The following is a 22,534-nucleotide window of genomic DNA, read 5'->3' as shown; positions in this document are numbered from 1 at the left end:
ATGTAAGCGTTATATAATTCTCCTGATGTTGCACCATAAGAAGGGTATTGGTATTCTATTACTGTAACCAAACTTACATGGTGTGTTTTCGTATGGAAACAGGCTTGTAAATAGGAATAGCACGTTTAACTAAAGGAGGATTCTTTCATGCCACTAGTATCAATGAAAGAAATGCTAGAAAAAGCTAAGGAAGAGCGCTACGGTGTAGGTCAGTTCAACCTTAATAACCTAGAATATGCGCAAGCGATTCTTCAAGCTGCCGAAGAAGAGCAGTCCCCGGTAATCCTGGGTGTATCTGAAGGGGCAGGCCGTTACATGGGTGGTTTCAATGTTGTTGTTGACATGGTGAAAGCACTTATGAAATCTTACGGTACTACTGTACCTGTTGCGATTCACTTGGATCACGGTTCCAGCTTCGAGAAGTGTGCAGAAGCGATTCATGCTGGATTCACATCCGTTATGATTGATGCTTCCCACGATCCGCTTGAAGAAAACATCGAAGTTACCAAAAAAGTTGTTGAACTTGCACACATTCACGGTGTTTCTGTTGAAGCAGAACTAGGCCGTGTAGGTGGACAGGAAGACGATATTATCGTAGATGACGCGGAAGCTGCGTATGCGATTCCGTCTGAGTGTAAACAACTAGTAGACGAAACAAACGTTGACGTATTTGCGCCAGCTCTAGGTTCTGTACACGGACCTTACAAAGGTGAGCCTAACCTTGGCTTTGACCGCATGGAAGAAATCATGGGAATTGTTAATAAGCCGCTTGTTCTTCACGGTGGTACAGGCATCCCAACAGCTGATATCAAGAAAGCTATTTCTTTCGGTACAGCGAAGATTAATGTAAATACCGAGAACCAAATGGCTCAAGGGGAAGCTGTTCGCAAAGTTCTTGCAGAACAGCCTGAACAGTACGATCCTCGTAAATATCTGGGACCTGGTCGTGACGCGATTAAGGAAACAGTGATTGGTAAGATGCGTGAATTCGGATCTTCTCAAAAAGCGTAAAATAGTAAGAGGAAGCCGCTACATCGTAGCGGTTTCCTTTTAATCGTTTATGAAAACGCCATCATTCGACAATTTTCATCAACTTGGAGCATCAAAATGAAGCGAAGAGGAGTGGGGATATGAAATTTTTCATTGATACAGCAAATATTGAAGATATTCGAGAAGCAAATGCATTAGGGTTATTGGCAGGTGTAACGACAAACCCGAGCCTTGTGGCAAAAGAAGGGGTTTCTTTTCATGATCGTTTGAAAGAAATTACAGATGAGGTAGAAGGGTCTGTCAGTGCGGAAGTTATTTCGGAAGATGCAGAAGGAATGATTCAAGAAGGGAAAAGCCTTGCCGCAATCGCGCCGAATATTACGGTAAAAGTCCCGATGACTCTAGAAGGCTTGAAAGCAGTAAAAGCATTTAGTGATCTGAATATCAAAACGAACGTGACGCTGATTTTTTCTGCCAATCAGGCATTAATGGCGGCAAGAGCAGGCGCCTCCTATGTATCTCCATTTCTAGGAAGGCTCGATGATATTGGGCATAATGGGATGGAACTCGTCGCACAGATTTCAGAAATCTTCGACCGCCATGCCATTGATACGGAAATTATCGCAGCATCCGTCCGTCATCCGGTCCATGTAACTGAAGCTGCTTTACATGGGGCTCATATCGCTACCATTCCATTTAAAGTGCTCAGTCAGATCGTGAAGCACCCACTGACGGATCAAGGGATTGAAAAATTCCTAAATGACTGGAATAATCAAAAATAGTAGGTGTGGAATGGAAAAAAATGCACATACTAAAGTCATAATCTTCACCTTAAAGCGGAGGAGTTTTACATGCATAAACTATTAGTGGAAGGCGGGAGACCTCTACGGGGCCAAGTGCGCGTCAGCGGTGCCAAAAACAGTGCGGTAGCCTTATTGCCGGCAGCAATTTTGGCTGAGACACCTGTGACGATTGAGGGGCTTCCGAACATTTCTGATGTCGGAATTTTGTCGGATTTATTAGAAGAGATTGGTGGAACGGTTCGGAAAGATGGACGGACCGTACATATCGATCCTTCTGAAATGGTCGACATGCCTTTACCGAATGGAAAAGTTAAGAAGCTAAGGGCTTCCTATTATTTTATGGGAGCGATGCTCGGTCGTTTCAATAAAGCTGTCATTGGATTACCTGGAGGATGTCACTTAGGACCGAGGCCGATTGATCAACACATCAAAGGTTTTGAGGCTCTGGGAGCGAAAGTGACGAATGAACAAGGAGCCATATACCTTCGGGCAAGAGAACTTCGCGGGGCACGTATTTATCTGGATGTGGTCAGTGTGGGCGCAACGATCAACATTATGCTTGCTGCTGTCCGCGCGAAAGGGAAAACAGTGATCGAAAATGCTGCTAAGGAGCCTGAAATCATTGATGTAGCTACACTCTTAACAAGTATGGGTGCAAAGATTAAAGGTGCAGGGACAGATGTCATTCGAATAGAAGGTGTGGAGACGTTGAAAGGATGCCTCCATACAATCATCCCAGACAGAATTGAGGCGGGAACGTATACAATTATGGCTGCCGCTCAAGGGGAGGAGATGATCATTGACAACGTTATCCCTCAGCACTTGGAATCTCTGTTAGCAAAGTTGAGAGAAATGGGCGTAACGATTGAGGAGAATGATGAACAGCTCTATATAAAACCAGGAAAAGAGCTGCACAGTGTCGATATTAAAACACTTGTCTATCCAGGCTTCCCGACTGATTTGCAGCAGCCGTTTACTTCTTTACTCACTCAAACACAAGGGACGGGTGTTGTCACAGATACCATCTATCAAGCCCGGTTCAAACATGTGGATGAGTTGAGAAGGATGAATGCTTCTATCAAGGTAGAGGGCGGCTCGGCAATTGTGACAGGGCCGACGAAGCTTCAAGGAGCAAAAGTGAAAGCTACAGACCTCCGGGCAGGAGCTGCACTTGTCATTGCAGGCTTGATGGCTGAGGGTATTACGGAAATTACGGGTGTCGACCACATTGAACGAGGATATGAAAACATTACGAACAAGCTGATTGAACTAGGTGCGAAAGTCTGGTACGAGGAGATGTCAGACGAAGAGATCGAACAATTCCAAAATTCATAGTTACACGTATTTCCATGGGGAGATGAGGAAAAAACTGTTTAGAATGGGGAGATAACCATGGAAAGAAGTCTATCGATGGAATTAGTTAGAGTCACTGAAGCAGCAGCATTGTCATCTGCGCGCTGGATGGGGAGAGGAAAGAAGGAGGAGGCCGATGATGCGGCTACTTCTGCCATGCGCGATGTTTTCGACACGATTCCGATGAAAGGGACAGTGGTCATCGGAGAAGGTGAAATGGATGAAGCTCCGATGCTTTATATTGGAGAAAAGCTTGGCAATGGGTATGGAGCCCGGGTGGATGTAGCCGTTGATCCACTGGAGGGGACAAACATCGTTGCTCAAGGGACATGGAATGCGTTGGCGGTCATTGCCATTGCGGACCATAGGCAGTTGCTGCATGCCCCAGATATGTATATGGATAAAATCGCAGTCGGTCCTGAAGCAGTAGGTAAAGTGAACATCAATGCTTCGATCACAGAAAATCTGCAGGCAGTAGCAAAGGCTAAAAATAAGGATGTGGAAGACGTCGTAGCCGTAGTATTGAACCGTGAACGCCACCAGGGGATTATTGAGGAGATCCGCGAAGCTGGCGCAAGGATTAAGTTAATCCCGGACGGGGATGTGGCTGCTGCCATCAACACAGCCTTTGATCACACCGGTGTGGACATTTTATTCGGTTCTGGGGGTGCACCAGAAGGCGTTCTTGCAGCAGTCGGACTTAAATGTCTTGGTGGTGAAATCCAGGGGAAACTTTTACCATCCAATGATGAGGAACGAAACCGTTGTGAACAGATGGGCATTGATGATGTGGACAAAGTCTTATATATGGAAGACTTTTGCGGAGGAGAGGATGCCATCTTCGCAGCCACTGGTGTCACGGATGGAGAACTCCTGAAAGGTGTCCAGTTTAAAGGGCAGAAAGCCACGACACAGACGCTGGTAATGAGAGCAAAATCGGGCACGGTTCGCTTTATTGATGGTGACCATAGCCTTAAGAAAAAGCCAAATCTGGTAATCAAACCATAATTGAAAAAGTCCTTCATCAAAGAAAGAGGGAGCTGCAGTCATGCAGCTTCCTCTTCATCTACAAAAGACTACCTTCCGAAATATTTCTCAAATTAGCATTGAAACTGTGCAAAGACAGGAGTACAATAAAGGTTGTTTGATTATGATAGAAGGTAATGACGCAAGTCTCCTTATTCTTCTATATTCACTGACTTCACATAACTTCTTCTAATTCTTCTTAAAAAAGCTTCTGTAATATGATCTTTGGATACAGGGAGAGCATGCAGCAACAGCATTTTCCTCTTTCGTTACAGAGCAATTCAAATATCCTTTAGAGAAGTCTTTACGATTTTATGAAAAATAAATGCTTATGCTTTATTCACACAGACACCAGATTGATTGTTTGTCTGTTTACGTGTAGAAAAGGCATGGCACTTTAAGCGCAAGTCTTTCGCGTCTTATTTGAAATTCTTAAAGACAAAGAATATTAATAAAAAGTGGTGATCATGTGGCAGATTTAACAATCTCCAACCTAGAAACAATGACTTTGAAAGGACTTTATGCTAAAGCAAGGCAATATAAAGTTTCCTATTATGCCAAATTGACCAAGCGAGAATTGATATTCGCGATTCTTAAAGCTCAAGCAGAAAAAGATGGTTTCCTTTTCATGGACGGAATCCTTGAAATCATTCCATCAGAAGGATTTGGGTTTTTAAGACCCATCAACTACTCCCCAAGTGCAGAGGATATTTATATTTCCGCGTCTCAAATTCGACGTTTTGATTTAAGGAATGGCGATAAAGTATCGGGTAAAGTTCGGCCACCGAAGGAAAATGAGCGTTACTATGGTCTCTTGCACGTAGATGCTGTCAATGGGGAGGATCCTGATTCTGCTAAAGAAAGGGTTCACTTTCCGGCATTGACCCCTCTTTATCCGGATCGTCAAATGAAGCTGGAAACGGAAACGAAGAAACTTTCCACACGTATTATGGATTTAATGTCTCCTGTAGGATATGGCCAGCGTGGGTTAATTGTAGCCCCTCCAAAAGCAGGGAAAACGATGCTCCTGAAACAAATGGCAAACAGTATCTCGACCAATCATCCTGATGCAAAATTAATTATTCTTCTTGTTGATGAGCGTCCGGAAGAAGTGACTGATATCGAACGTTCGGTTGCCCCTGATGTTGATGTGGTCAGTTCGACATTTGATGAGGTCCCTGAAAACCATATTAAAGTGTCTGAACTAGTCTTAGAAAGGGCCATGCGTCTTGTTGAGCATAAACGTGACGTTATTGTATTGATGGACAGTATTACGCGTTTAGCGCGTGCGTATAACCTTGTCATCCCGCCAAGCGGCCGTACGCTTTCAGGAGGAATTGATCCTGCCGCTTTCCACCGGCCGAAGCGATTCTTCGGGGCAGCTCGAAACATTGAAGAAGGTGGAAGTTTGACCATCCTTGCGACGGCTCTCGTGGATACAGGTTCCCGTATGGATGATGTCATCTATGAAGAATTCAAAGGTACCGGAAATATGGAGCTTCACCTTGATCGTAGTCTTGCTGAACGTAGGATTTTCCCGGCCATCGACATTCTCCGTTCAGGGACACGGAAAGAAGAACTGCTTCAGCCGCAGTCCCACCTGGACAAGATCTGGGCGATCCGCAAGTCCATGTCCGACTCTCAGGACTTCACAGATCGATTCTTACGTCGTTTAAGAGCTTCGAAGAACAATGATGAGTTTTTCGACCTCATGGATAAAGAAATGAAAGGCAAATCTACGCCTGCCCGGAGGTAAAGAAGTCGAGCCGCGAGATTGAATCTTACTTTTCAAAAACTGGATGTTGCATCAGGGGGGAGCCCCTGTTATAATCGTTCTATGTGAGTTTCAGTACAAGGTGTTATCACGAACCTTCGACGGCTCTTACAATAACTCTGTTTCCAAAGGATTCAGGGCAAAAAGGAGTGGAAGAACATGAAAGCAGGAATTCATCCAGAATACCGTAAAGTTGTATTCCTAGACACTAGTTCTAATTTCAAGTTTCTAACAGGATCTACTAAGGCTTCTGAAGAAACAATTGAGTGGGAAGATGGAAACACATATCCATTGATCCGCGTAGAGATTAGTTCTGCGTCTCACCCGTTCTACACAGGTAAGCAGAAAGCTGATAAAGCTGGCGGCCGTGTCGATCGCTTCAAGAAGAAATATAACCTTTCATAATCATGATACCCCCTCTTTTGAGGGGGGACTTCATCATTTTGAACAAAAACAGGCAAATTGTCTCAGAGGTTTGCCTGTTTTTTTGTCAAAAAATAGAGGTATAAGGAAGTTGGGACACCCACACTTATCCTCTTTCCATGATTTAATAAATAAGGGGAGCTATCCTTGTTGAAGCAAGCCGCTGCTTAATCGCGGTATACAAGGGAGCTCTTTTTTGTTGAAATAGATCGTTAGGTTGCAGGGGATCCTGCTTGTATGGAAGCTTGATCGAGTGAGAAGGGAGCGACAGTGGACGTGTATGTAATGAAACAAAGCGGATGGGTCGAACTCATTTGTGGTAGTATGTTTAGCGGAAAATCAGAAGAGTTGATTCGCCGTGTGAGAAGGGCGACTTTCGGTCATTTGACTGTCCGTGTATATAAACCTGCGATTGATGATCGATATAAAGAAGATGCGGTTGTATCCCATAATGGTACTTCAGTAATGGCCCGTCCTGTGAAAAGCTCATTGGATATTCTTCATCATGTGACGGATGACGTCGATGTCGTAGGGATTGATGAAGTACAGTTTTTTGACGAACATATCGCAGAGGTTGTCGAGTGTTTGGCGGATCGAGGCATACGCGTCATCGTCGCTGGACTTGATACCGATTTTCGTGGCGAGCCTTTTGGGAAAATGCCTGACATGATGGCGCTAAGTGAAAGTGTGACAAAGCTGAATGCGATCTGTCCTGTTTGTGGTTCACCGGCAAGCCGTACACAGCGATTGATCGATGGTGAGCCCGCTTCCTATGACGATCCGATCATCCTGGTCGGTGCATCAGAGTCATACGAACCGAGATGCCGCCATCATCACGAGGTACCAAATAAACCCAGGCAAAAAGAAATAAAAAAAGTGTATGCAGAAAAAACGACATAACCAATGATTGAATGAGCAGCTGACACTTTCAGCTGCTTTTTTATATTCGTTCAGTTTCAGCACCTGTCCCCCGGATCCTAAGTGTTGAGAGAGCAAGACGCCCGAGCTTTTGTCCTTTATATAGGAGAGCGAAAGGTTGTCCATTAGGCTTCCTTTTGTTTAAACACCATAAAGGTGTGGTAATTTAAAGGCAGATGAAGCGATAAGGTGAGGGAGAATAATGGAAAAACGTTCAATTCAATCTGAAATGTCAAGTTATGTTGGCAAACAATTGCGTGATCACTTCGGAAAGGGTCCTTCTTCGGTTTTTGTTTCGATAGAAGGGGCTTTTCTGACGATATACGTGAAGGATTTTCTTGCGCCAATGGAACGAGTATTAGTCGGCCAGGAAAATGATAAGAAAGTAGAAGAGACAAGGGACCTTCTGATGAAGGAGTTAATCCCCGATATAAAAGCCTCTTTTCGAGCAATCGCAGGAATCCATCTTGATGCACTTTATTATGACTGGTCGTTATCTAACCGAACAGGTGTCATCATCGGCCTTATAGAGGATGGGGAGCGGGAAGACGGAGCCTCAGCTTCCTATAAGAATCAGGAAAAAGTCCATGAAGAGGTGGAACGGATGAGTTGGAAAGCGGAGAAAACACCACTTTCCATTCAATCCTTCCCCCTTAATGAACGTACGTTACTTGTCGAACGGACTGGGATCCTTGTAGCCATTGAAAAAGAACTGATCAACTCTGGTTATGAACAGCCATTAAAACTTTCTAAACGGAAGTTGGAAAAACGTCTCTTACACATTCCGACACTTGAAAAGGTACTTGAGAAAAAGGTGGAAGATGCTTTTTTAGACTGGGACTTTGATAAAGATCGAAGTTATTTGGTTCTCATTTTAAAACCATGACTACAAAAGGTGTAAGAATACAAAACAACAGAAGTAGTTTTTTGTAGATGTGATGATGATAGAGTCCTCCAACCGCTTTAAAGAGTTCGAATAGTAAAGAAACCTTTTGGCGGACGGTTTTCATGGGAGGGTTTTTGTACTATCATAGGAATAGGGACTAGGCGACAACCCGTTTCGTCCTTAACTTTTTTGAATTTATAATGAAACATTTTAATATAGGATTCGGTAAAATTGATCTGGACAATAGAGCTATGACAAAAGCCGAAAAGTACCCATCTTACCTACTGGAATTTGGGTGCTTTTCGGCTTTTTTTATTTTTAGAGCCTCATTTAGGAAAGGAGCATGCACACTGTATCGTATAGTTGGGAGAGACAGTCATCAAATCGTTCTTGAATTTAGAAAGGATAATAAGGAGTTGGTTTTCCAAGAGTATGCGGAAGCAGAACAATACTTAAAAAGAATCAAGCAGGCAAATATTATTCCCCAACAATATAAGTTAGAAATCAGGAGTAAAAGGGGTTAAATACCAGGTGGTTGTCACTTGGTATTTTTATTTTTCCATTCCTTCCTCTCTTTGGAATACGGATGGAGAGTGAAAGGAAAAGTGCTTGAGCGTAATTAGGCATAATCGTCTTTCTTTCGGAGACAATAACCGTAAAAAGAGAGGTGTTTGGAATGAAACGATGGATTCTTTTTACGGTGCTAGCCCTCATGTTTTTAAGTGCATGTGGGTTTCAAGGCGAAAAATATCAAGGCATGACAAACCGAGACGACGTCGAGAATATGGGGTATAACAACGAAGTGACAAGAGAGACGGAGAACCCCCGCACCATAAACAAAGTTGGCGATACTTGGGGGCTGAAACAGGATCGCGAAATGATGAAAGAGGCGGCTCAAGAAGTGCCAGGGGTTGAAGTGAAACGTGTGATCTTAGAATCCAACCAGGCGTGGGTGACCGTTCACGTAGATGGAGAAGAGGATTTATCTAAAGAAGAGAGAGCGGACTGGACGTCTCAGATACAGGAAGCTATCTACCAGGCAGTTCCACGTTATGATATTCATGTGAAGATTAAATAAATGGGAAGTGCCGCTTGGGTAATTTCTTAAGTGAAAAGGAAAGGCCGGGGAAACGCAGAATGTAGAGTCGGAGCCCCTTAACAGAAAGGGGCCATTCTTCATGGGTATAACGCTCGTTTCTCCGGCCTTTTCCATGAAACGAAAGGAGAGCCTTCCCTATTATAAAGATGTGAAGCAGCATTTTCGTAAAGCGGGATGATGAGCGGTTGTAACCGTGACCTCTCTATAATATAATTAGAATGTTATGGAGAAAGAGGTGCATACCATTGATCGAACGTTTACAAACATTAGAAGATCGATATGAAAAACTGAATGAATTACTTAGTGATCCCGAAGTTATTTCTGATACCAATAAACTGCGTGAGTATTCTAAAGAACAGTCCGGTTTACAAGAAACCGTGGCCGCCTATCGTGAGTACAAAGAAGTGACAGAACAGTTGGATGATGCCAAAGTCATGCTTGAAGACAAGTTGGATGCCGATATGGCAGAGATGGTCAAAGAAGAAATCCACGAGCTCTCTACACGTAAGCAGGAGCTTGAAGAACGCCTGAAAGTGCTCATGCTTCCAAAAGATCCGAATGATGATAAGAACGTTATTATGGAAGTACGCGGAGCAGCAGGTGGAGATGAAGCTGCGCTCTTCGCTGGAGATTTGTATCGCATGTATGCGCGCTATGCTGAAACACAAGGGTGGAAGACGGAAATCATTGAAGCGAACGCAAACGATGTGGGTGGTTACAAAGAAGTCATCTTCATGGTGACAGGTGATATGGCCTACTCTAAGCTTAAATTTGAAAATGGAGCTCATCGCGTTCAACGGGTACCGGAAACAGAATCCGGAGGCAGAATTCATACGTCTACGGCGACCGTTGTGGTCATGCCTGAAGCGGAAGAAGTGGAAGTGGAGATTCACGACAAGGATATTCGTGTGGATACATTCGCTTCCAGCGGACCCGGCGGCCAGAGTGTAAACACAACAATGTCAGCTGTTCGTCTCACTCACGAGCCGACGGGGATTGTTGTGTCCTGTCAGGATGAGAAGTCTCAGATTAAGAACAAAGAAAAGGCCATGAAAGTTCTTCGTGCCCGAGTTTATGATAAGTTTCAACAGGAGGCTCAAGCGGAGTATGATGAAAGTCGTAAGTCCGCTGTTGGTACAGGCGACCGTTCTGAGCGGATTCGTACGTATAATTTCCCTCAAACCCGGGTGACAGATCATCGCATCGGGTTAACATTGCAAAAGCTTGACCAGATTTTGCAGGGGAACCTGGGTGAAATTATCGATGCTTTATTGATTGAAGAGCAGACTAAGAAACTAGAGCAGATTGGTGAATAGTATGCAACCTACTTTTACGTCGATTCGGGAAGCCCGCCGCTGGGCTTCTCTTTTTTTACAAAAACACAACAGGGAAACACGGGTCGCAGATTTGTTGTTGGAACATTTTCTTAATTGGACGCCGTCCCGAATACTTGCGTTTGATGAGGAGCCCCTTTCTGCTGAAGTGAAAAAAGCGTTCATAAAATCTGTTCAGGACCATGCGGAGACAGGAATTCCTGTCCAGCACCTTACAGGCTGGGGACACTTTTACGGCCGGGATTTCCATGTGAATAAGCATGTATTAATCCCGAGACCGGAGACGGAAGAACTGGTGCTTGGAGTGCTGGATTACGTGCGTACTTCTGGGCTAAAGGAAGTGAAAATTGTAGACCTTGGAACAGGGAGTGGGGTCATTGCCATCACACTGGCCAAAGAGATACCTGAAAGCAAGGTGACTGGGGTAGACCTGTCCAAAGAAGCCTTAAGGGTAGCTGGAAAGAATGCGAGTGTGCACAGGACGGATGTTGATTTTATTCAAGGTGATTTCTTAGAACCACTTTTGGATGAATCAATAGATATCGTCGTTTCCAATCCACCCTATATAGCCCAATCGGAAAAGGAATTAATGAATGATACCGTGTTGGACTTCGATCCGTTCATGGCTCTGTTTGCGGAAGAAGAAGGATTGGCCGCTTATAAGACGATTGTTCAACAACTGTCCAGAAAGAAGCAGAAACCAACATGTATTGCTTTTGAAATTGGTTACCAGCAAGGTTCCGCGGTTAGCAGGATCATTCATGAATATCTGCCTGGATACCAAACGGAAGTGCGCAAAGACATCAATCAAAAAGACCGTATGGTTTTTGCCTTTTTGAATTCTAAGATAGAAGATTAATAGATTGATGGTTTAAAGTCTGTTCTCCCTGTCCATACTAGCGACTAGTAGAGGGACAGGGAGGAATAGAAATTGAAAAATAGTTGGCTATTATTATTATCTTTATCCATTATTATTACGGTCCTCCCGTGGGGACAACAGCAATCCAAAGCACAACAGGAATATCAGGTTATCCCAGATGAAGCCATTCGTCTGAGAATATTAGCAGACAGTAATGATGAGACAGACCAGAAAGTGAAGCGTAAAGTAAGGGACGAAGTAAATGCCGAGATTACAAAGTGGGTGGAAGAGTTAACTTCTGTTGAAGCGGCGAGGGAATTAATCCAAAGCCGTTTGCCTGAACTTGAAACCATCGTTGGACAAACCTTGGAAAGTGAAGGTGTAAAGCAAAGCTACCAAGTGGATTATGATACAAATGTTCTGTTCCCGACAAAGCTGTATGGTTCCTTTATATACCCTGCCGGCGAATATGAAGCGATCCTGATCACATTAGGGGAGGGGAAAGGGGACAACTGGTGGTGTGTACTATTTCCACCTTTATGTTTTCTTGATTTCTCCAACGGTACAAGCGTAGCGGAAGCAGAGGAACGTCCGGAAGAGGAACATACTGAGGAAGAAAAGCAACAGGAAGAAGAGAAAGAGGTTAAATTCTTTGTCGTGAAAATATGGGAAAGTATCTTTTCCTAGCATATCATCCACATCCCTTTTCATAGAGTAGAACGAAAGGGGTGTGGATTCTACTATGTATATCGAACAAGTAGAAGGCGAGTTATACCAATTGAAAAAAGAGGGTCAATCGATCGGTTCCTTCAGGCTGATTCAACTGGCCGGAGGAGCGGGGAAACTCGAGCAACTTCAAGTGAAAGACCACATTTCACCAGGGAGAATTCTTGAGCTCTTCGAGATCATCCAATCCTATGTGGAAGAGACGGGTTTTTCCGAACTCCATGTAGAAAGTCATTCAGATACCCTGGACTTTCTTTTGCAACATCAACAGTTTAAGAGAAAAGATGTCGAAAAAAGATTGTGGATATATGAAATTAATCACAACTAACTGTGAATAAATAGGTTAGTTATTCACAAATTGGGTATTGACTGTTAATAACTTGTGAATATTTTTTCTGAAGTACGAAACTTACTAACGGAAACTTTGGATATGTGGGTAATATTGTGGATAACTTGAGGACATCTTGTGAATAATGTCTAAATTTGCGATATTTTGTAGAATTACTCATAATAGATTGTGATAAGAGATGAAAAAGGGGTACGTACGATGAGCATGGAAACGTTATTGTGGAAAAAAGTAAATGACCCTGCGGAAACAGATGGATCGATAAAAGAAGCGGCAGCATTACTTCAAGAGAAGCAAGTGGTCGCTTTTCCAACCGAAACCGTTTACGGACTAGGGGCAGACGCCACAGAAAAGGAAGCTGTCCAACGGATCTTTGAAGCCAAAGGACGCCCTTCTGATAACCCGTTAATTGTTCATGTGGCGGATATGCGGCAAGTAGAGGAATTAGTATCGGAAATTCCACCGATGGCCCGTCAATTGATGGATCAGTTTTGGCCTGGGCCGCTGACGCTTGTCCTTAATAGTAATGGCACAGCCGCAGAAAATGTAACGGCAGGGTTGTCCACGATAGGCGTACGTATGCCTGATCATCCACTGGCGCTTACGTTGCTTCGAGTTGCAGGCAAACCGCTCGCAGCTCCAAGTGCAAATCGTTCCGGACGTCCTAGTCCGACGACCGCTGATCATGTCTACCAGGATTTGGACGGACGAATAGCAGGAATTCTCGATGGAGGACCCACAGGAGTGGGGCTGGAATCCACCGTAATAGATTGTACAACGGAGGTCCCCATCATCCTGCGCCCTGGCGGTATTACGAAAGAAGACTTGGAAGAGGTACTTCCCCAAGTCATGATTGATCCAGCCCTTGCGAATGAAAAAGAGAAGCCTAAATCTCCTGGTATGAAGTATACACATTATGCACCAGAATCACCGTTATGGTTGATTGACGGGAAAGATGAATTCTTCATGCGGCAGCTCGACCAATTAAAGGTAGATGGAAAAAGGGTTGGTGTGATTGCAAGCGACGAATTAGCGGATCAAATGGATCATCAACCGCTCATCCGATGCGGATCACGGACGCAGCTCAGGCAGGTGGCGGAAAGATTATACGGGGCTTTAAGAGAGTTTAAAAAATCAGACGTTGATGTCATCTTATGTGAGTCATTTCCTGAAAAAGGCGTCGGTGCGGCTATAATGAACCGCCTTAACAAAGCTGCTGTCAAAAAGATCCAGACCTGCTGACATACCACCCTCCTCCCATGCATACCATGATATAGCATGTCCGAGGGGGGATATTCAGTTGGAACAGCTCACTTCATTAATTTTGTTATCGATTGCCTTAGGTCTAGACGCTTTCTCAGTTTCATTAGGTATGGGCTTGCAATCTGTGCGGCTGAGACATGCCTTTTACACGGGGATTGTTATTGGTGCTTTTCATATACTTATGCCGGGATTGGGAATCCTTCTTGGAAAGTGGTTGTCTGATAGTGCAAGTGAATGGGCTACACTAGCAGGTGGTGTCATGTTGTTTGGACTTGGAGCTTATGCTGTTTTGGCTTCATTCACAGAGAAACACTCTGTATCCTACAGAATGACGGGGTGGGGGATCTGGTTGTTCGCCTTGAGTGTCAGCATTGATAGTTTCCCTGTCGGGTTCAGCTTAGGCCTAAGAGAGGCCGAAGTGTATATATCTGTTCTTTCATTCGGTTTGTTTAGCATGGTATTGACGTGGATGGGATTCATTATTGGCCGGAGAGCAGGAGGCCTGCTCGGTACGTACAGTGAACTTCTAGGTGGAAGTATTTTATGCGCATTAGGATTAAACGCCATTTTTTGACAAAATTTCCGTCTGCTAAATACCTATGGTAAAATAAAGAAAATGGACTATCGTTGAGGAGAAGATTGGCTATGAACATATTATTTGTCTGTACAGGAAATACATGCCGTAGCCCGATGGCGGAGGCATTATTAAAAAACAAGCTCCAGGAAGGGGAAGTACGCTCTGCAGGGATCTTTGCTGGAAAAGGGGAACCGCTTGCGGAAAACTCAGCACTTGTCCTTCGCGAAGTTGATCTGCACCTTGATCATAAAACAAGTCCAGTAGATTCAGAAGTACTGGGGTGGGCAGATCTTGTACTCACAATGACCGACCGACACAAACAAACACTGGCTCTCCAATATCCAGATCATCAAGAGAAATTTTATACGCTTAAAGAATATGTCCTCATAGAGGAGGAGCAATGGACTCATTTAAAAAATTTATATTCGGCTTTTGAAGAAAAGCGTTTATCGATTATTCATGAATATCAGGACAAAGTGGATGAGCACGAGTTGGAACAAAAGCTGTTTGAAGAACTAGAAGAAGAAATTCAGGAAATTGAACAGCTTGAAAAAGAGCTTCCAGATTTAAATATATCCGACCCATTCGGAGGCAATCTTACGGTTTACCGAAATACCCGGGATGAGTTGGAAGAGTATATTGATCGTCTCGTCAAAAAAATTCACGGCGGGGAATGATAGCATAAAGTATGGCGAAAATTCCTCGTCGTTTTGTTTTTTACATAGATAAGATTTTACATCATTTTTACATAGTTACATCATAGGTGAGTAACTCGACAGGAAACGCCTTATTTCTTGAGTGCTCACAGAGCTTCTAAAGGCTCTCGAGATGTAATGGCTGTGATATTCCCTTCTCTAAATATTATATTCGATAAATCAGTATCGAATCCCTTTGTATCCCCTATAAAAAGAACAAAACTGTTCCCTCCCCTTTCTTTTTATGCGCCTTACATATAAATGATAGGAAATCGTAAGTAAATGGAGTGCGTTGACAGTTGTGAGGGAAACTGGCACGATAAGGTTGATATTAGAAGACGGGAGTGTCAGTAGATGAAAGTGATCCTAGCCTCTGATCATGGTGGGGTAAGTTTACGTAAAGAAGTAGCGCAAGTCTTGAATGAACTAGAAGTAGAAGTTGAAGACATCGGGTGTGACTGCGAAGGGTCTGTTGACTACCCTGATTATGCGATACCTGCGGCAGAACGTGTAGCAAATGGAGAATTTGATAAAGCGATCCTCATCTGCGGAACAGGAATCGGGATGTCTATTTCCGCTAATAAAGTAAAAGGAATCCGGGCGGCTCTTGTTCATGATCTCTTCACTGCCAAAGTGACGCGGGAGCATAATAATTCCAACGTCTTATGTATGGGGGAACGGGTGATTGGACCAGGTTTAGCTCGGGAAATTGCTAGAACATGGGTATCTACAAATTTTGAAGCAGGACGTCACGAAAGACGTGTAAGTAAGATTGCCGAATATGAAAATAAGTAATACAATGGAATATAGAAAAGCCAAAGCTTTTTAGCTGAAGCTGACAAATGAAGGGGGAGCGATCGCTTCTCCTTTTTTTGAATGAGCCGCTGGCGGCTGGACAAGCTTTCGAGAGCTGTCTTTTGCCTGTACTGCTTTTTGGGGGAGGAGGGGAAAAAGTGATAGATGTGAAGAAGGTTCAAACAGATGTCCGTTCCGTTGTTAATCAGCTGATGGAGGAGGAAGCCATTCAACAAGGCCTTTTTGTTATCGGTTGTTCAACGAGTGAAATAGCTGGCGAAAGAATCGGGACCTCAGGAAGTGAAGCGCTGGCCGAAGTTGTATTCGGTGAGTTGAGTATTCTCGCTGAACGTGCCGGGATCAATCTTGCCTTCCAATGCTGTGAACACTTGAATCGTTCTCTAGTTGTCGAACGTTCCGTCATGAATGACCAACGTCTCATAGAAGTGGGTGCTGTCCCCGTTCCAAAAGCTGGTGGATCGATGGCTTCATTTGCTTACAAGCATATGAAAGACCCGGTGCTTGTAGAGAGTGTGGAAGCGACAGGTGGTTTGGATATTGGAGATACCTTGATTGGGATGCACTTGAAGCGGGTCGCGGTGCCTATCCGGATTGCTCAAAAATCTATTGGACATGCCCATATCACAGCAGCAAAAACCAGACCTCCTCTGATCGGTGGTGCTCGTGCGGTCTATGTTAGTCAAGAGGAAGAGAGTTCTTGTGATCATTAGGAATGGAAAGGGGAAGCTAAACCATGAATCATGTTAAATCAGCAGATGCAGAAATTTTTTCAGCAATTCAAGATGAAAGAGATCGTCAACAAGGCAATATCGAATTGATAGCTTCAGAGAATTTCGTTTCAGAGGCCGTGATGGAAGCGATGGGATCAGTTCTGACAAATAAATATGCGGAAGGGTATCCTGGTCGACGTTACTATGGTGGGTGTGAACATGTGGACGTCGTTGAGAACCTGGCCCGTGATCGTGCGAAAGAATTGTTTGGAGCTGAACATGCAAACGTGCAGCCCCACTCTGGTGCTCAGGCAAATATGGCTGTTTATTTTACTGTACTTGAACATGGAGATACGGTCCTTGGTATGAATTTAAATCACGGCGGTCACTTGACTCATGGAAGTCCTGTCAACTTTAGTGGAAAGCTTTACAATTTTGAAGAATACGGTGTGACTGAGCAAGACGAGACCATTGACTATGATGTCGTTCTTCAAAAAGCAAAAGAAGTTCAGCCGAAACTGATTGTTGCTGGTGCAAGTGCCTACCCAAGAGAAATTGATTTCGCGAAATTCCGTGAAATCGCTGATGAGGTAGGGGCCTACCTGATGGTGGATATGGCGCATATCGCTGGACTAGTGGCTACTGGTCTTCACCCAAATCCTGTTCCACACGCTCACTTTGTGACAACGACGACACACAAAACACTACGTGGTCCGCGCGGTGGGATGATTCTTTGTGAAGAAACGTTCGCTAAGAAAATTGACAAAATCGTATTCCCAGGAATGCAGGGCGGCCCGTTGATGCATGTGATAGCGGCAAAGGCCGTTTCCTTTAAGGAAGCTCTCCAACCTGACTTCAAAGCATACTCTCAACAAATTGTCGCGAATGCGAAACAGTTAGCAGAATCCCTTGTTGCCAAAGGGGTAGACCTTGTTTCAAATGGGACAGACAATCACTTGTTATTACTTGACTTACGCAGCAAAGGCCTTACTGGTAAGGTCATTGAAAAAGCTTTAGATGAAATTGGTATTACAACAAATAAAAATGCCATTCCTTTTGACCCTGAAAGCCCGTTTGTTACTAGTGGTATTCGTATCGGTACAGCTGCAGTGACAAGCCGGGGTTTCAAGGAAGCAGAAATGGAAGAAATTGCGGATTTGATCGCCTTCACTCTAGAGCATCATGAAGATGAAGCGAAAATGAAGGAAGCTGGAAATCGTGTCCGTGAATTGACTTCCCGCTTCCCTATGTATCAGACACTTAACTTTTCTTCTATTTAACAAATAGGCACATTTATAGAGCCACTAGACCTTTCTAGTGGCTCTTTTTCAAGAATATACAGGTCTTTCATTTAAAATGAAGCGTCTATTGGAAATAAGAGATTTCCCGGGTCTCCAGACTCACATATCATAACGGAACCCCGGTATCGAAACCGGATGTTCTGGATAGGGGAGGAGGTTGCAGGGAGGTTTCTTTTTCTGTACAATTTAAAGGATGTAAATTTTCAGAAGGAGTGAATGGCAATGGCAAACGTTTATGTACTGGATCACCCATTGATTCAACATAAGTTGACGTACATACGTAAAAAAGAGACAGGGACGAAAGACTTCCGTGAATTAGTAGATGAAGTAGCAGCATTGATGGCCTTTGAAATCACCCGAGACCTTCCGCTGGAAGAAGTATCGATCGAGACACCGGTCGTACAAGACGCAAAAGCGAAAGTACTGACAGGGAAAAAGATCGGACTTGTGCCTATCTTACGAGCCGGCCTTGGCATGGTAGATGGAATTATTCAATTGATTCCTGCAGCCAAAATTGGACACGTAGGACTATACCGTGATCCAGAAACATTAAAACCCGTCGAATATTATGTGAAGCTTCCAAGTGATATTGAAGAACGTGAACTGATTGTCATCGATCCAATGCTTGCGACTGGCGGATCTGCCAATGAAGCAATCCACTCCTTAAAGAAACGTGGTGCACGCCAAATCCGGTTAATGTGTCTGGTTGCCGCGCCAGAAGGTGTTGAAGCTGTTCAGAAAGAACACCCGGATGTTGACATTTATCTCGCCGCTCTTGATGAGAAATTGAACGAAAAAGGATATATCGTACCAGGACTAGGAGACGCAGGAGATCGTTTATACGGAACGAAATAAACCACTTCCTCATTAAAAAGGAGGAGCAATCATGACAGACCGAATTAAAGTAATGACGATATTCGGTACAAGACCTGAAGCTATTAAAATGGCTCCGCTTGTGCTTGAATTGAAAAAAAGAAAAGAACAATTTGAACCGATTGTTACAGTAACAGCTCAGCATAGAGAAATGTTAGATCAGGTGCTGAATATTTTTGATATCGAACCAGATTTTGATTTGGATATAATGAAATCTCGTCAAACGCTTGCTCAAGTGACCACGCGTGCCTTGGAAGGTCTTGATGAAGTAATGAAGGAAACAAAACCTGATGTTGTACTCGTGCATGGAGATACGACAACAACATTCGCCGCTTCATTAGCGGCCTACTATAATCAAATTCCTGTCGGGCATGTCGAAGCAGGTCTTCGTACGTGGGACAAATATTCTCCATTCCCTGAAGAAATGAATCGTCAATTGACAGGGGTTATGGCAGATCTTCACTTTGCTCCGACCAATAAATCGAGAGATAATTTATTGGCTGAGAGTAAACCAGAAGACCATATTTATGTGACAGGAAATACAGCGATTGATGCCCTGCAGACAACGGTGGCAGATGACTATGCATCGGAAGTGCTCGAAGAAGTAGGGGACAAGCGGCTCGTTCTTATGACCGCCCATCGCCGGGAAAACCTTGGTAATAATATGAAGCAGATGTTCAGGGCAATCAAACGTCTAGTACAAGAGCATGAAGATATCCAAGTCGTCTACCCTGTCCACTTGAATCCAGTCGTGAAAGAAACGGCTGATGAAATCTTAGGAAATGACGATCGGATCAAATTAATCGAACCACTCGATGTCATAGACTTTCATAATTTCGCTTCGAGAGCGCACCTCATCCTGACTGATTCAGGTGGAGTGCAGGAAGAAGCACCTTCCCTTGGTGTGCCGGTCCTCGTCCTTCGAGATACGACTGAACGCCCAGAAGGTATTGAAGCTGGAACATTGAAACTTGCTGGAACAGAAGAAGATCACATTTTTCATCTGGCTCATGAGCTTCTTTCTGATGATCGTAAACATGAAGCTATGGCTAAAGCCTCTAATCCGTATGGAGATGGAAAGGCCTCAGCAAGGATTGCGGATGCGATCCGCTATTTCTTTAAACATCGGGAAGACAAACCGGCACCGTTTGAAATTGAATAGACGGACAATATTTAAGAGAGACGAAGTCAAGAGGGCTTCGTCTTTTTTGTCGTCTAGAAAATAATAAAGATATTATTGGAAAGAAATTTGTGGGGGAGCAAGGTGCACGGAGCTTTATAAAGCGTGATGAATTTAAACCTGGTTCGCATAAAGACGTGATTGGAACAAATGCTATGAAAAAAGGGGCACAGGATTATGCGCTATCTTTTTCTCACCCTTATGACCATCTTTTTGTTGACCGGATTCAGTGCTCCTGAACCTAATGAAGAAGTGACTGTCATTGTTGAATTGGAAGAAAAACCAGAAACCTTCATTGAAGAAGTCGAACGAAGATGGCCCCGACTTGAAGTAGTAGCCAGTTACGATACTATTTTTAATGGAGCCGCGATTCGCGGGACAGCAGCTGAATTAGAAAAAGTCGCCCGAATGGATGCGGTAAAGAATCAGTATCCTGTCCATAAATATGAAGCCCTGCAAGAAGAAGGAATGTCTTTTTCCACGGAATTAATCCGAAAGAAATTCCAACATCCACAGACAGGTAAAGGAGTTAAGGTCGGAATCATTGATACCGGTATGGATTACAACCACCCAGACTTGAAGCAAAACTTTAAAGGTGGATATGATACGGTGGATTTTGATGATGATCCGATGGAAACCAAAGAAGAAGGAGCTACCTCCCATGGAACACACGTAGCCGGAATCATTGGAGCAGATGGAGAGATGAAAGGAATGGCTCCTGATTCTGAGCTTTATGCTTATCGTGCATTAGGACCAGGAGGTGTAGGTTCATCTGTCCAAGTGATTGCTGCCATTGAAGAAGCAGTGGAGGATGGGATGGATGTGATTAACCTCTCTCTTGGGAATGATGTCAATGGTCCTGACTGGCCGACTACTCATGCGGTCAATAAAGCGATCGAACTGGGAACAGTAGTAGTGGTGGCTGCGGGGAATTCAGGACCGGGAGGATGGACGGTCGGATCTCCGGCTACATCCTCAGAGGCCATTACAGTGGGAGCGTCTGCTCTTGCGCAGGAGGCCCCATTTTTAAAGGTGGCAGGGGAAAGGGAGAGAATACGTATCCAAACCATGGCTGGATCGGTACCGTGGGATTTAACTAAGAAATACCCCGTGAGATATGTGGGGAAAGGGGATAGGGAATGGGTTAACCTCCAAGGAAAAATTGCTTTATTCGAAAGAGGAGGGGCACCATTTAGTGAAAAAGCTTTAATGGCTTATCAAAAAGGGGCGGTGGCTGTACTTATTTATAATAATGAGGAGGGAGCTTTTCAAGGTGGATTAGATGGTGTGGAATTGCCTATTCCTGTTGCTTCTTTATCGAAAGAAGCGGGAGCATGGGTAAAAGAAAAAGTCGTTCTTCAAAATCAATGGGTCGAAACAGTGAAAGTTACCCTTGGTGACCAAGTGGCACCGTTTAGTTCCCGAGGCCCTGTAACAACTAATTGGGAAATTAAACCGGATATTCTGGCACCTGGCGTGAATATACACAGTACGATCCCAGGTGGATATGAGTCATTACAAGGGACAAGTATGGCAGCTCCACATATTGCCGGGATCGCGGCTTTAATGAAAGAAGCCCACCCAGAGTGGACACCCTCTGAAATTAAACAAGCTCTGACAAGTACGGCAGATTTAGTTTCGAATTCAAAAGGTCCATTTCCGCCAACAGAACAAGGAGCAGGGTTTGTGAATATTAATGAGGCCATAGAACCTGAGCTGCTTGTTGAACAAAGCTCCCTATCATTTGGAAAATTGGAAGAAAAGTTATTTAGAAAAAGCCTACCATTAACGGTCAGGAACTTAACCGATAAACCGATGGAAATTACAATAGAGGAGCCGGACCGTAAAAAAGGCGAATCATGGACGGTGCCGATGACCACTGAAATTCCTCCTGAACAAACAAAAGATCTTAAAGTAGAGCTCCATGTGTCTTCTGCCTTCTTAGAAGACGGTGTGCATGAAGGGTATTTAAAAGTCAAAGCTGAAGAAAATGTGTTTACCGTACCTTACGTCTATGTGAAAGAGGAGTCGGATTATGAGATCGTTTCAGGTTTTGAATTGAATCCGATGTGGCAAAATGACCGTGAAGCCTCTTACCGCTTCCATTTAGCAGAGCCAATTGACACATTAAGGGTTGATTTATACAGGGCGGGTACGTTGTTAAGTGCAGGCACTTTGTTAGAATTAGAGGATCTAGATGCAGGGTTAATTGAAGGGGAATTAGATATAAGTGAGAAAAATCTTGAGGGCAGTTATCTCGCTATTGTAAGTGTCGAAACGGAAGATAAAGAGTCCCTTTATCCATTTCCTATTTATATAGAAGGAAAATGATATAAAAACAGCGCATTGAAGATGCGCTGCAGCTTGTAGAGAAACCCCGTGTTTTTCTACAAGCTTTTTTCTTGCCAGACCATTCCCTTTCCGCGGACGAACGCCCGAGCTTCCTCGTGAAACCCATATTGCGGGGGGGGGGGGGCGGATCCAGCCGTTTTTCCACAGGAGTGTCACAGTCTGTACGCCTTTGCTAGCTTATAGCCAAAAAAGACTCCCCTCCATCTAGCTCACCCTAGCTAGGTGGAGGG

The 22,534-nt window shown here is 44.0% G+C and carries 22 protein-coding genes; all 22 read left to right on the top strand.

Annotation, left to right across the window (positions count from 1 at the left end; genetic code table 11):
• The first annotated feature begins 147 nt into the window (after window positions 1-147).
• The 22 genes from fba (at window position 148) to BLW54_RS02575 (ending at window position 22,283) form a co-directional block, all read left to right on the top strand.
• Window positions 148-1,011 carry a class II fructose-1,6-bisphosphate aldolase gene (gene fba, locus BLW54_RS02685; RefSeq protein ID WP_035506716.1) on the top strand — a complete coding sequence of 288 codons (864 nt, stop codon included), beginning with the start codon at window positions 148-150 and terminating at the stop codon, window positions 1,009-1,011.
• A gap of 119 nt (window positions 1,012-1,130) precedes the next feature.
• Entirely contained in the window at window positions 1,131-1,772 is a 642-nt protein-coding gene (gene fsa / locus BLW54_RS02680) for a fructose-6-phosphate aldolase (protein WP_035506714.1), read from the top strand.
• 69 nt (window positions 1,773-1,841) lie between these two features.
• Complete coding sequence (gene murA, locus BLW54_RS02675; protein ID WP_035506712.1) at window positions 1,842-3,128, top strand: UDP-N-acetylglucosamine 1-carboxyvinyltransferase; 1,287 nt, start codon at window positions 1,842-1,844, stop codon at window positions 3,126-3,128.
• Window positions 3,129-3,185: 57 nt separating this feature from the next.
• The gene (glpX, locus tag BLW54_RS02670; protein WP_035506710.1) at window positions 3,186-4,154 is read left to right on the top strand and encodes a class II fructose-bisphosphatase; all 969 of its coding nucleotides are present in this window, start codon (window positions 3,186-3,188) and stop codon (window positions 4,152-4,154) included.
• Between the two features lie 487 nt (window positions 4,155-4,641).
• Entirely contained in the window at window positions 4,642-5,928 is a 1,287-nt protein-coding gene (rho, locus tag BLW54_RS02665; RefSeq protein ID WP_074733184.1) for a transcription termination factor Rho, read from the top strand.
• A gap of 177 nt (window positions 5,929-6,105) precedes the next feature.
• The gene (locus tag BLW54_RS02660; RefSeq protein WP_035506706.1) at window positions 6,106-6,351 is read left to right on the top strand and encodes a type B 50S ribosomal protein L31; all 246 of its coding nucleotides are present in this window, start codon (window positions 6,106-6,108) and stop codon (window positions 6,349-6,351) included.
• Window positions 6,352-6,645: 294 nt separating this feature from the next.
• Entirely contained in the window at window positions 6,646-7,269 is a 624-nt protein-coding gene (locus BLW54_RS02655) for a thymidine kinase (RefSeq protein WP_035507690.1), read from the top strand.
• Between the two features lie 220 nt (window positions 7,270-7,489).
• Window positions 7,490-8,173, top strand: coding sequence for a Na-translocating system protein MpsC family protein (locus tag BLW54_RS02650; RefSeq protein WP_074733183.1), 684 nt, complete (start codon window positions 7,490-7,492; stop codon window positions 8,171-8,173).
• Between the two features lie 676 nt (window positions 8,174-8,849).
• Window positions 8,850-9,251 (top strand): hypothetical protein, encoded by a 402-nt coding sequence (locus BLW54_RS02640; protein WP_074733182.1) that lies wholly within the window; start codon window positions 8,850-8,852, stop codon window positions 9,249-9,251.
• Between the two features lie 266 nt (window positions 9,252-9,517).
• Window positions 9,518-10,588, top strand: a complete 1,071-nt coding sequence (gene prfA / locus BLW54_RS02635) for a peptide chain release factor 1 (RefSeq protein ID WP_035506694.1) — start codon at window positions 9,518-9,520, stop codon at window positions 10,586-10,588.
• A 1-nt stretch (window position 10,589) separates the two neighbouring features.
• Window positions 10,590-11,465, top strand: coding sequence for a peptide chain release factor N(5)-glutamine methyltransferase (prmC, locus tag BLW54_RS02630; protein ID WP_074733181.1), 876 nt, complete (start codon window positions 10,590-10,592; stop codon window positions 11,463-11,465).
• A 72-nt stretch (window positions 11,466-11,537) separates the two neighbouring features.
• On the top strand, window positions 11,538-12,152 hold the full coding sequence (gene spoIIR, locus BLW54_RS02625) for a stage II sporulation protein R (RefSeq protein WP_074733180.1): 615 nt from the start codon (window positions 11,538-11,540) through the stop codon (window positions 12,150-12,152).
• A gap of 55 nt (window positions 12,153-12,207) precedes the next feature.
• Window positions 12,208-12,519 (top strand): hypothetical protein, encoded by a 312-nt coding sequence (locus tag BLW54_RS02620; protein WP_035506684.1) that lies wholly within the window; start codon window positions 12,208-12,210, stop codon window positions 12,517-12,519.
• 225 nt (window positions 12,520-12,744) lie between these two features.
• The gene (locus BLW54_RS02615; RefSeq protein WP_074733373.1) at window positions 12,745-13,779 is read left to right on the top strand and encodes an L-threonylcarbamoyladenylate synthase; all 1,035 of its coding nucleotides are present in this window, start codon (window positions 12,745-12,747) and stop codon (window positions 13,777-13,779) included.
• A gap of 58 nt (window positions 13,780-13,837) precedes the next feature.
• Window positions 13,838-14,374, top strand: a complete 537-nt coding sequence (locus tag BLW54_RS02610; RefSeq protein ID WP_051744038.1) for a manganese efflux pump MntP — start codon at window positions 13,838-13,840, stop codon at window positions 14,372-14,374.
• A gap of 71 nt (window positions 14,375-14,445) precedes the next feature.
• On the top strand, window positions 14,446-15,054 hold the full coding sequence (locus BLW54_RS02605) for a low molecular weight protein arginine phosphatase (protein WP_035506680.1): 609 nt from the start codon (window positions 14,446-14,448) through the stop codon (window positions 15,052-15,054).
• 372 nt (window positions 15,055-15,426) lie between these two features.
• A complete protein-coding gene (gene rpiB, locus BLW54_RS02600; protein ID WP_035506679.1) occupies window positions 15,427-15,867 on the top strand; it encodes a ribose 5-phosphate isomerase B in 441 nt (146 codons plus the stop codon).
• A 167-nt stretch (window positions 15,868-16,034) separates the two neighbouring features.
• Window positions 16,035-16,598 (top strand): TIGR01440 family protein, encoded by a 564-nt coding sequence (locus tag BLW54_RS02595; RefSeq protein WP_083391479.1) that lies wholly within the window; start codon window positions 16,035-16,037, stop codon window positions 16,596-16,598.
• 23 nt (window positions 16,599-16,621) lie between these two features.
• A complete protein-coding gene (glyA, locus tag BLW54_RS02590; protein ID WP_035506677.1) occupies window positions 16,622-17,878 on the top strand; it encodes a serine hydroxymethyltransferase in 1,257 nt (418 codons plus the stop codon).
• A 243-nt stretch (window positions 17,879-18,121) separates the two neighbouring features.
• Window positions 18,122-18,754 carry a uracil phosphoribosyltransferase gene (gene upp, locus BLW54_RS02585; RefSeq protein WP_035506676.1) on the top strand — a complete coding sequence of 211 codons (633 nt, stop codon included), beginning with the start codon at window positions 18,122-18,124 and terminating at the stop codon, window positions 18,752-18,754.
• A 31-nt stretch (window positions 18,755-18,785) separates the two neighbouring features.
• Complete coding sequence (gene wecB / locus BLW54_RS02580) at window positions 18,786-19,934, top strand: non-hydrolyzing UDP-N-acetylglucosamine 2-epimerase (RefSeq protein WP_035506673.1); 1,149 nt, start codon at window positions 18,786-18,788, stop codon at window positions 19,932-19,934.
• Between the two features lie 195 nt (window positions 19,935-20,129).
• Window positions 20,130-22,283, top strand: a complete 2,154-nt coding sequence (locus BLW54_RS02575; protein WP_074733179.1) for a S8 family serine peptidase — start codon at window positions 20,130-20,132, stop codon at window positions 22,281-22,283.
• The last annotated feature ends 251 nt before the right edge of the window (window positions 22,284-22,534 follow it).

It is taken from the genome of Halobacillus karajensis (assembly GCF_900108515.1).
Taxonomy (GTDB): Bacteria; Bacillota; Bacilli; order Bacillales; family Halobacillaceae; genus Halobacillus; species Halobacillus karajensis.
The sequence above is the reverse complement of the archived record's forward strand: the minus strand, read 5'-3'. Positions and strand labels throughout refer to the sequence as shown.

What these genes read in the sequence shown, in the direction of transcription:
- fba (WP_035506716.1), top strand. Translation starts at nt 148, where the DNA reads ATGCCACTAGTATCAATGAAAGAAATGCTAGAAAAAGCTAAGGAAGAG.
- fsa (WP_035506714.1), top strand. Translation starts at nt 1,131, where the DNA reads ATGAAATTTTTCATTGATACAGCAAATATTGAAGATATTCGAGAAGCA.
- murA (WP_035506712.1), top strand. Translation starts at nt 1,842, where the DNA reads ATGCATAAACTATTAGTGGAAGGCGGGAGACCTCTACGGGGCCAAGTG.
- glpX (WP_035506710.1), top strand. Translation starts at nt 3,186, where the DNA reads ATGGAAAGAAGTCTATCGATGGAATTAGTTAGAGTCACTGAAGCAGCA.
- BLW54_RS02660 (WP_035506706.1), top strand. Translation starts at nt 6,106, where the DNA reads ATGAAAGCAGGAATTCATCCAGAATACCGTAAAGTTGTATTCCTAGAC.
- BLW54_RS02650 (WP_074733183.1), top strand. Translation starts at nt 7,490, where the DNA reads ATGGAAAAACGTTCAATTCAATCTGAAATGTCAAGTTATGTTGGCAAA.
- BLW54_RS02640 (WP_074733182.1), top strand. Translation starts at nt 8,850, where the DNA reads ATGAAACGATGGATTCTTTTTACGGTGCTAGCCCTCATGTTTTTAAGT.
- prmC (WP_074733181.1), top strand. Translation starts at nt 10,590, where the DNA reads ATGCAACCTACTTTTACGTCGATTCGGGAAGCCCGCCGCTGGGCTTCT.
- BLW54_RS02620 (WP_035506684.1), top strand. Translation starts at nt 12,208, where the DNA reads ATGTATATCGAACAAGTAGAAGGCGAGTTATACCAATTGAAAAAAGAG.
- BLW54_RS02615 (WP_074733373.1), top strand. Translation starts at nt 12,745, where the DNA reads ATGGAAACGTTATTGTGGAAAAAAGTAAATGACCCTGCGGAAACAGAT.
- BLW54_RS02605 (WP_035506680.1), top strand. Translation starts at nt 14,446, where the DNA reads ATGAACATATTATTTGTCTGTACAGGAAATACATGCCGTAGCCCGATG.
- rpiB (WP_035506679.1), top strand. Translation starts at nt 15,427, where the DNA reads ATGAAAGTGATCCTAGCCTCTGATCATGGTGGGGTAAGTTTACGTAAA.
- glyA (WP_035506677.1), top strand. Translation starts at nt 16,622, where the DNA reads ATGAATCATGTTAAATCAGCAGATGCAGAAATTTTTTCAGCAATTCAA.
- upp (WP_035506676.1), top strand. Translation starts at nt 18,122, where the DNA reads ATGGCAAACGTTTATGTACTGGATCACCCATTGATTCAACATAAGTTG.
- wecB (WP_035506673.1), top strand. Translation starts at nt 18,786, where the DNA reads ATGACAGACCGAATTAAAGTAATGACGATATTCGGTACAAGACCTGAA.
- BLW54_RS02575 (WP_074733179.1), top strand. Translation starts at nt 20,130, where the DNA reads ATGCGCTATCTTTTTCTCACCCTTATGACCATCTTTTTGTTGACCGGA.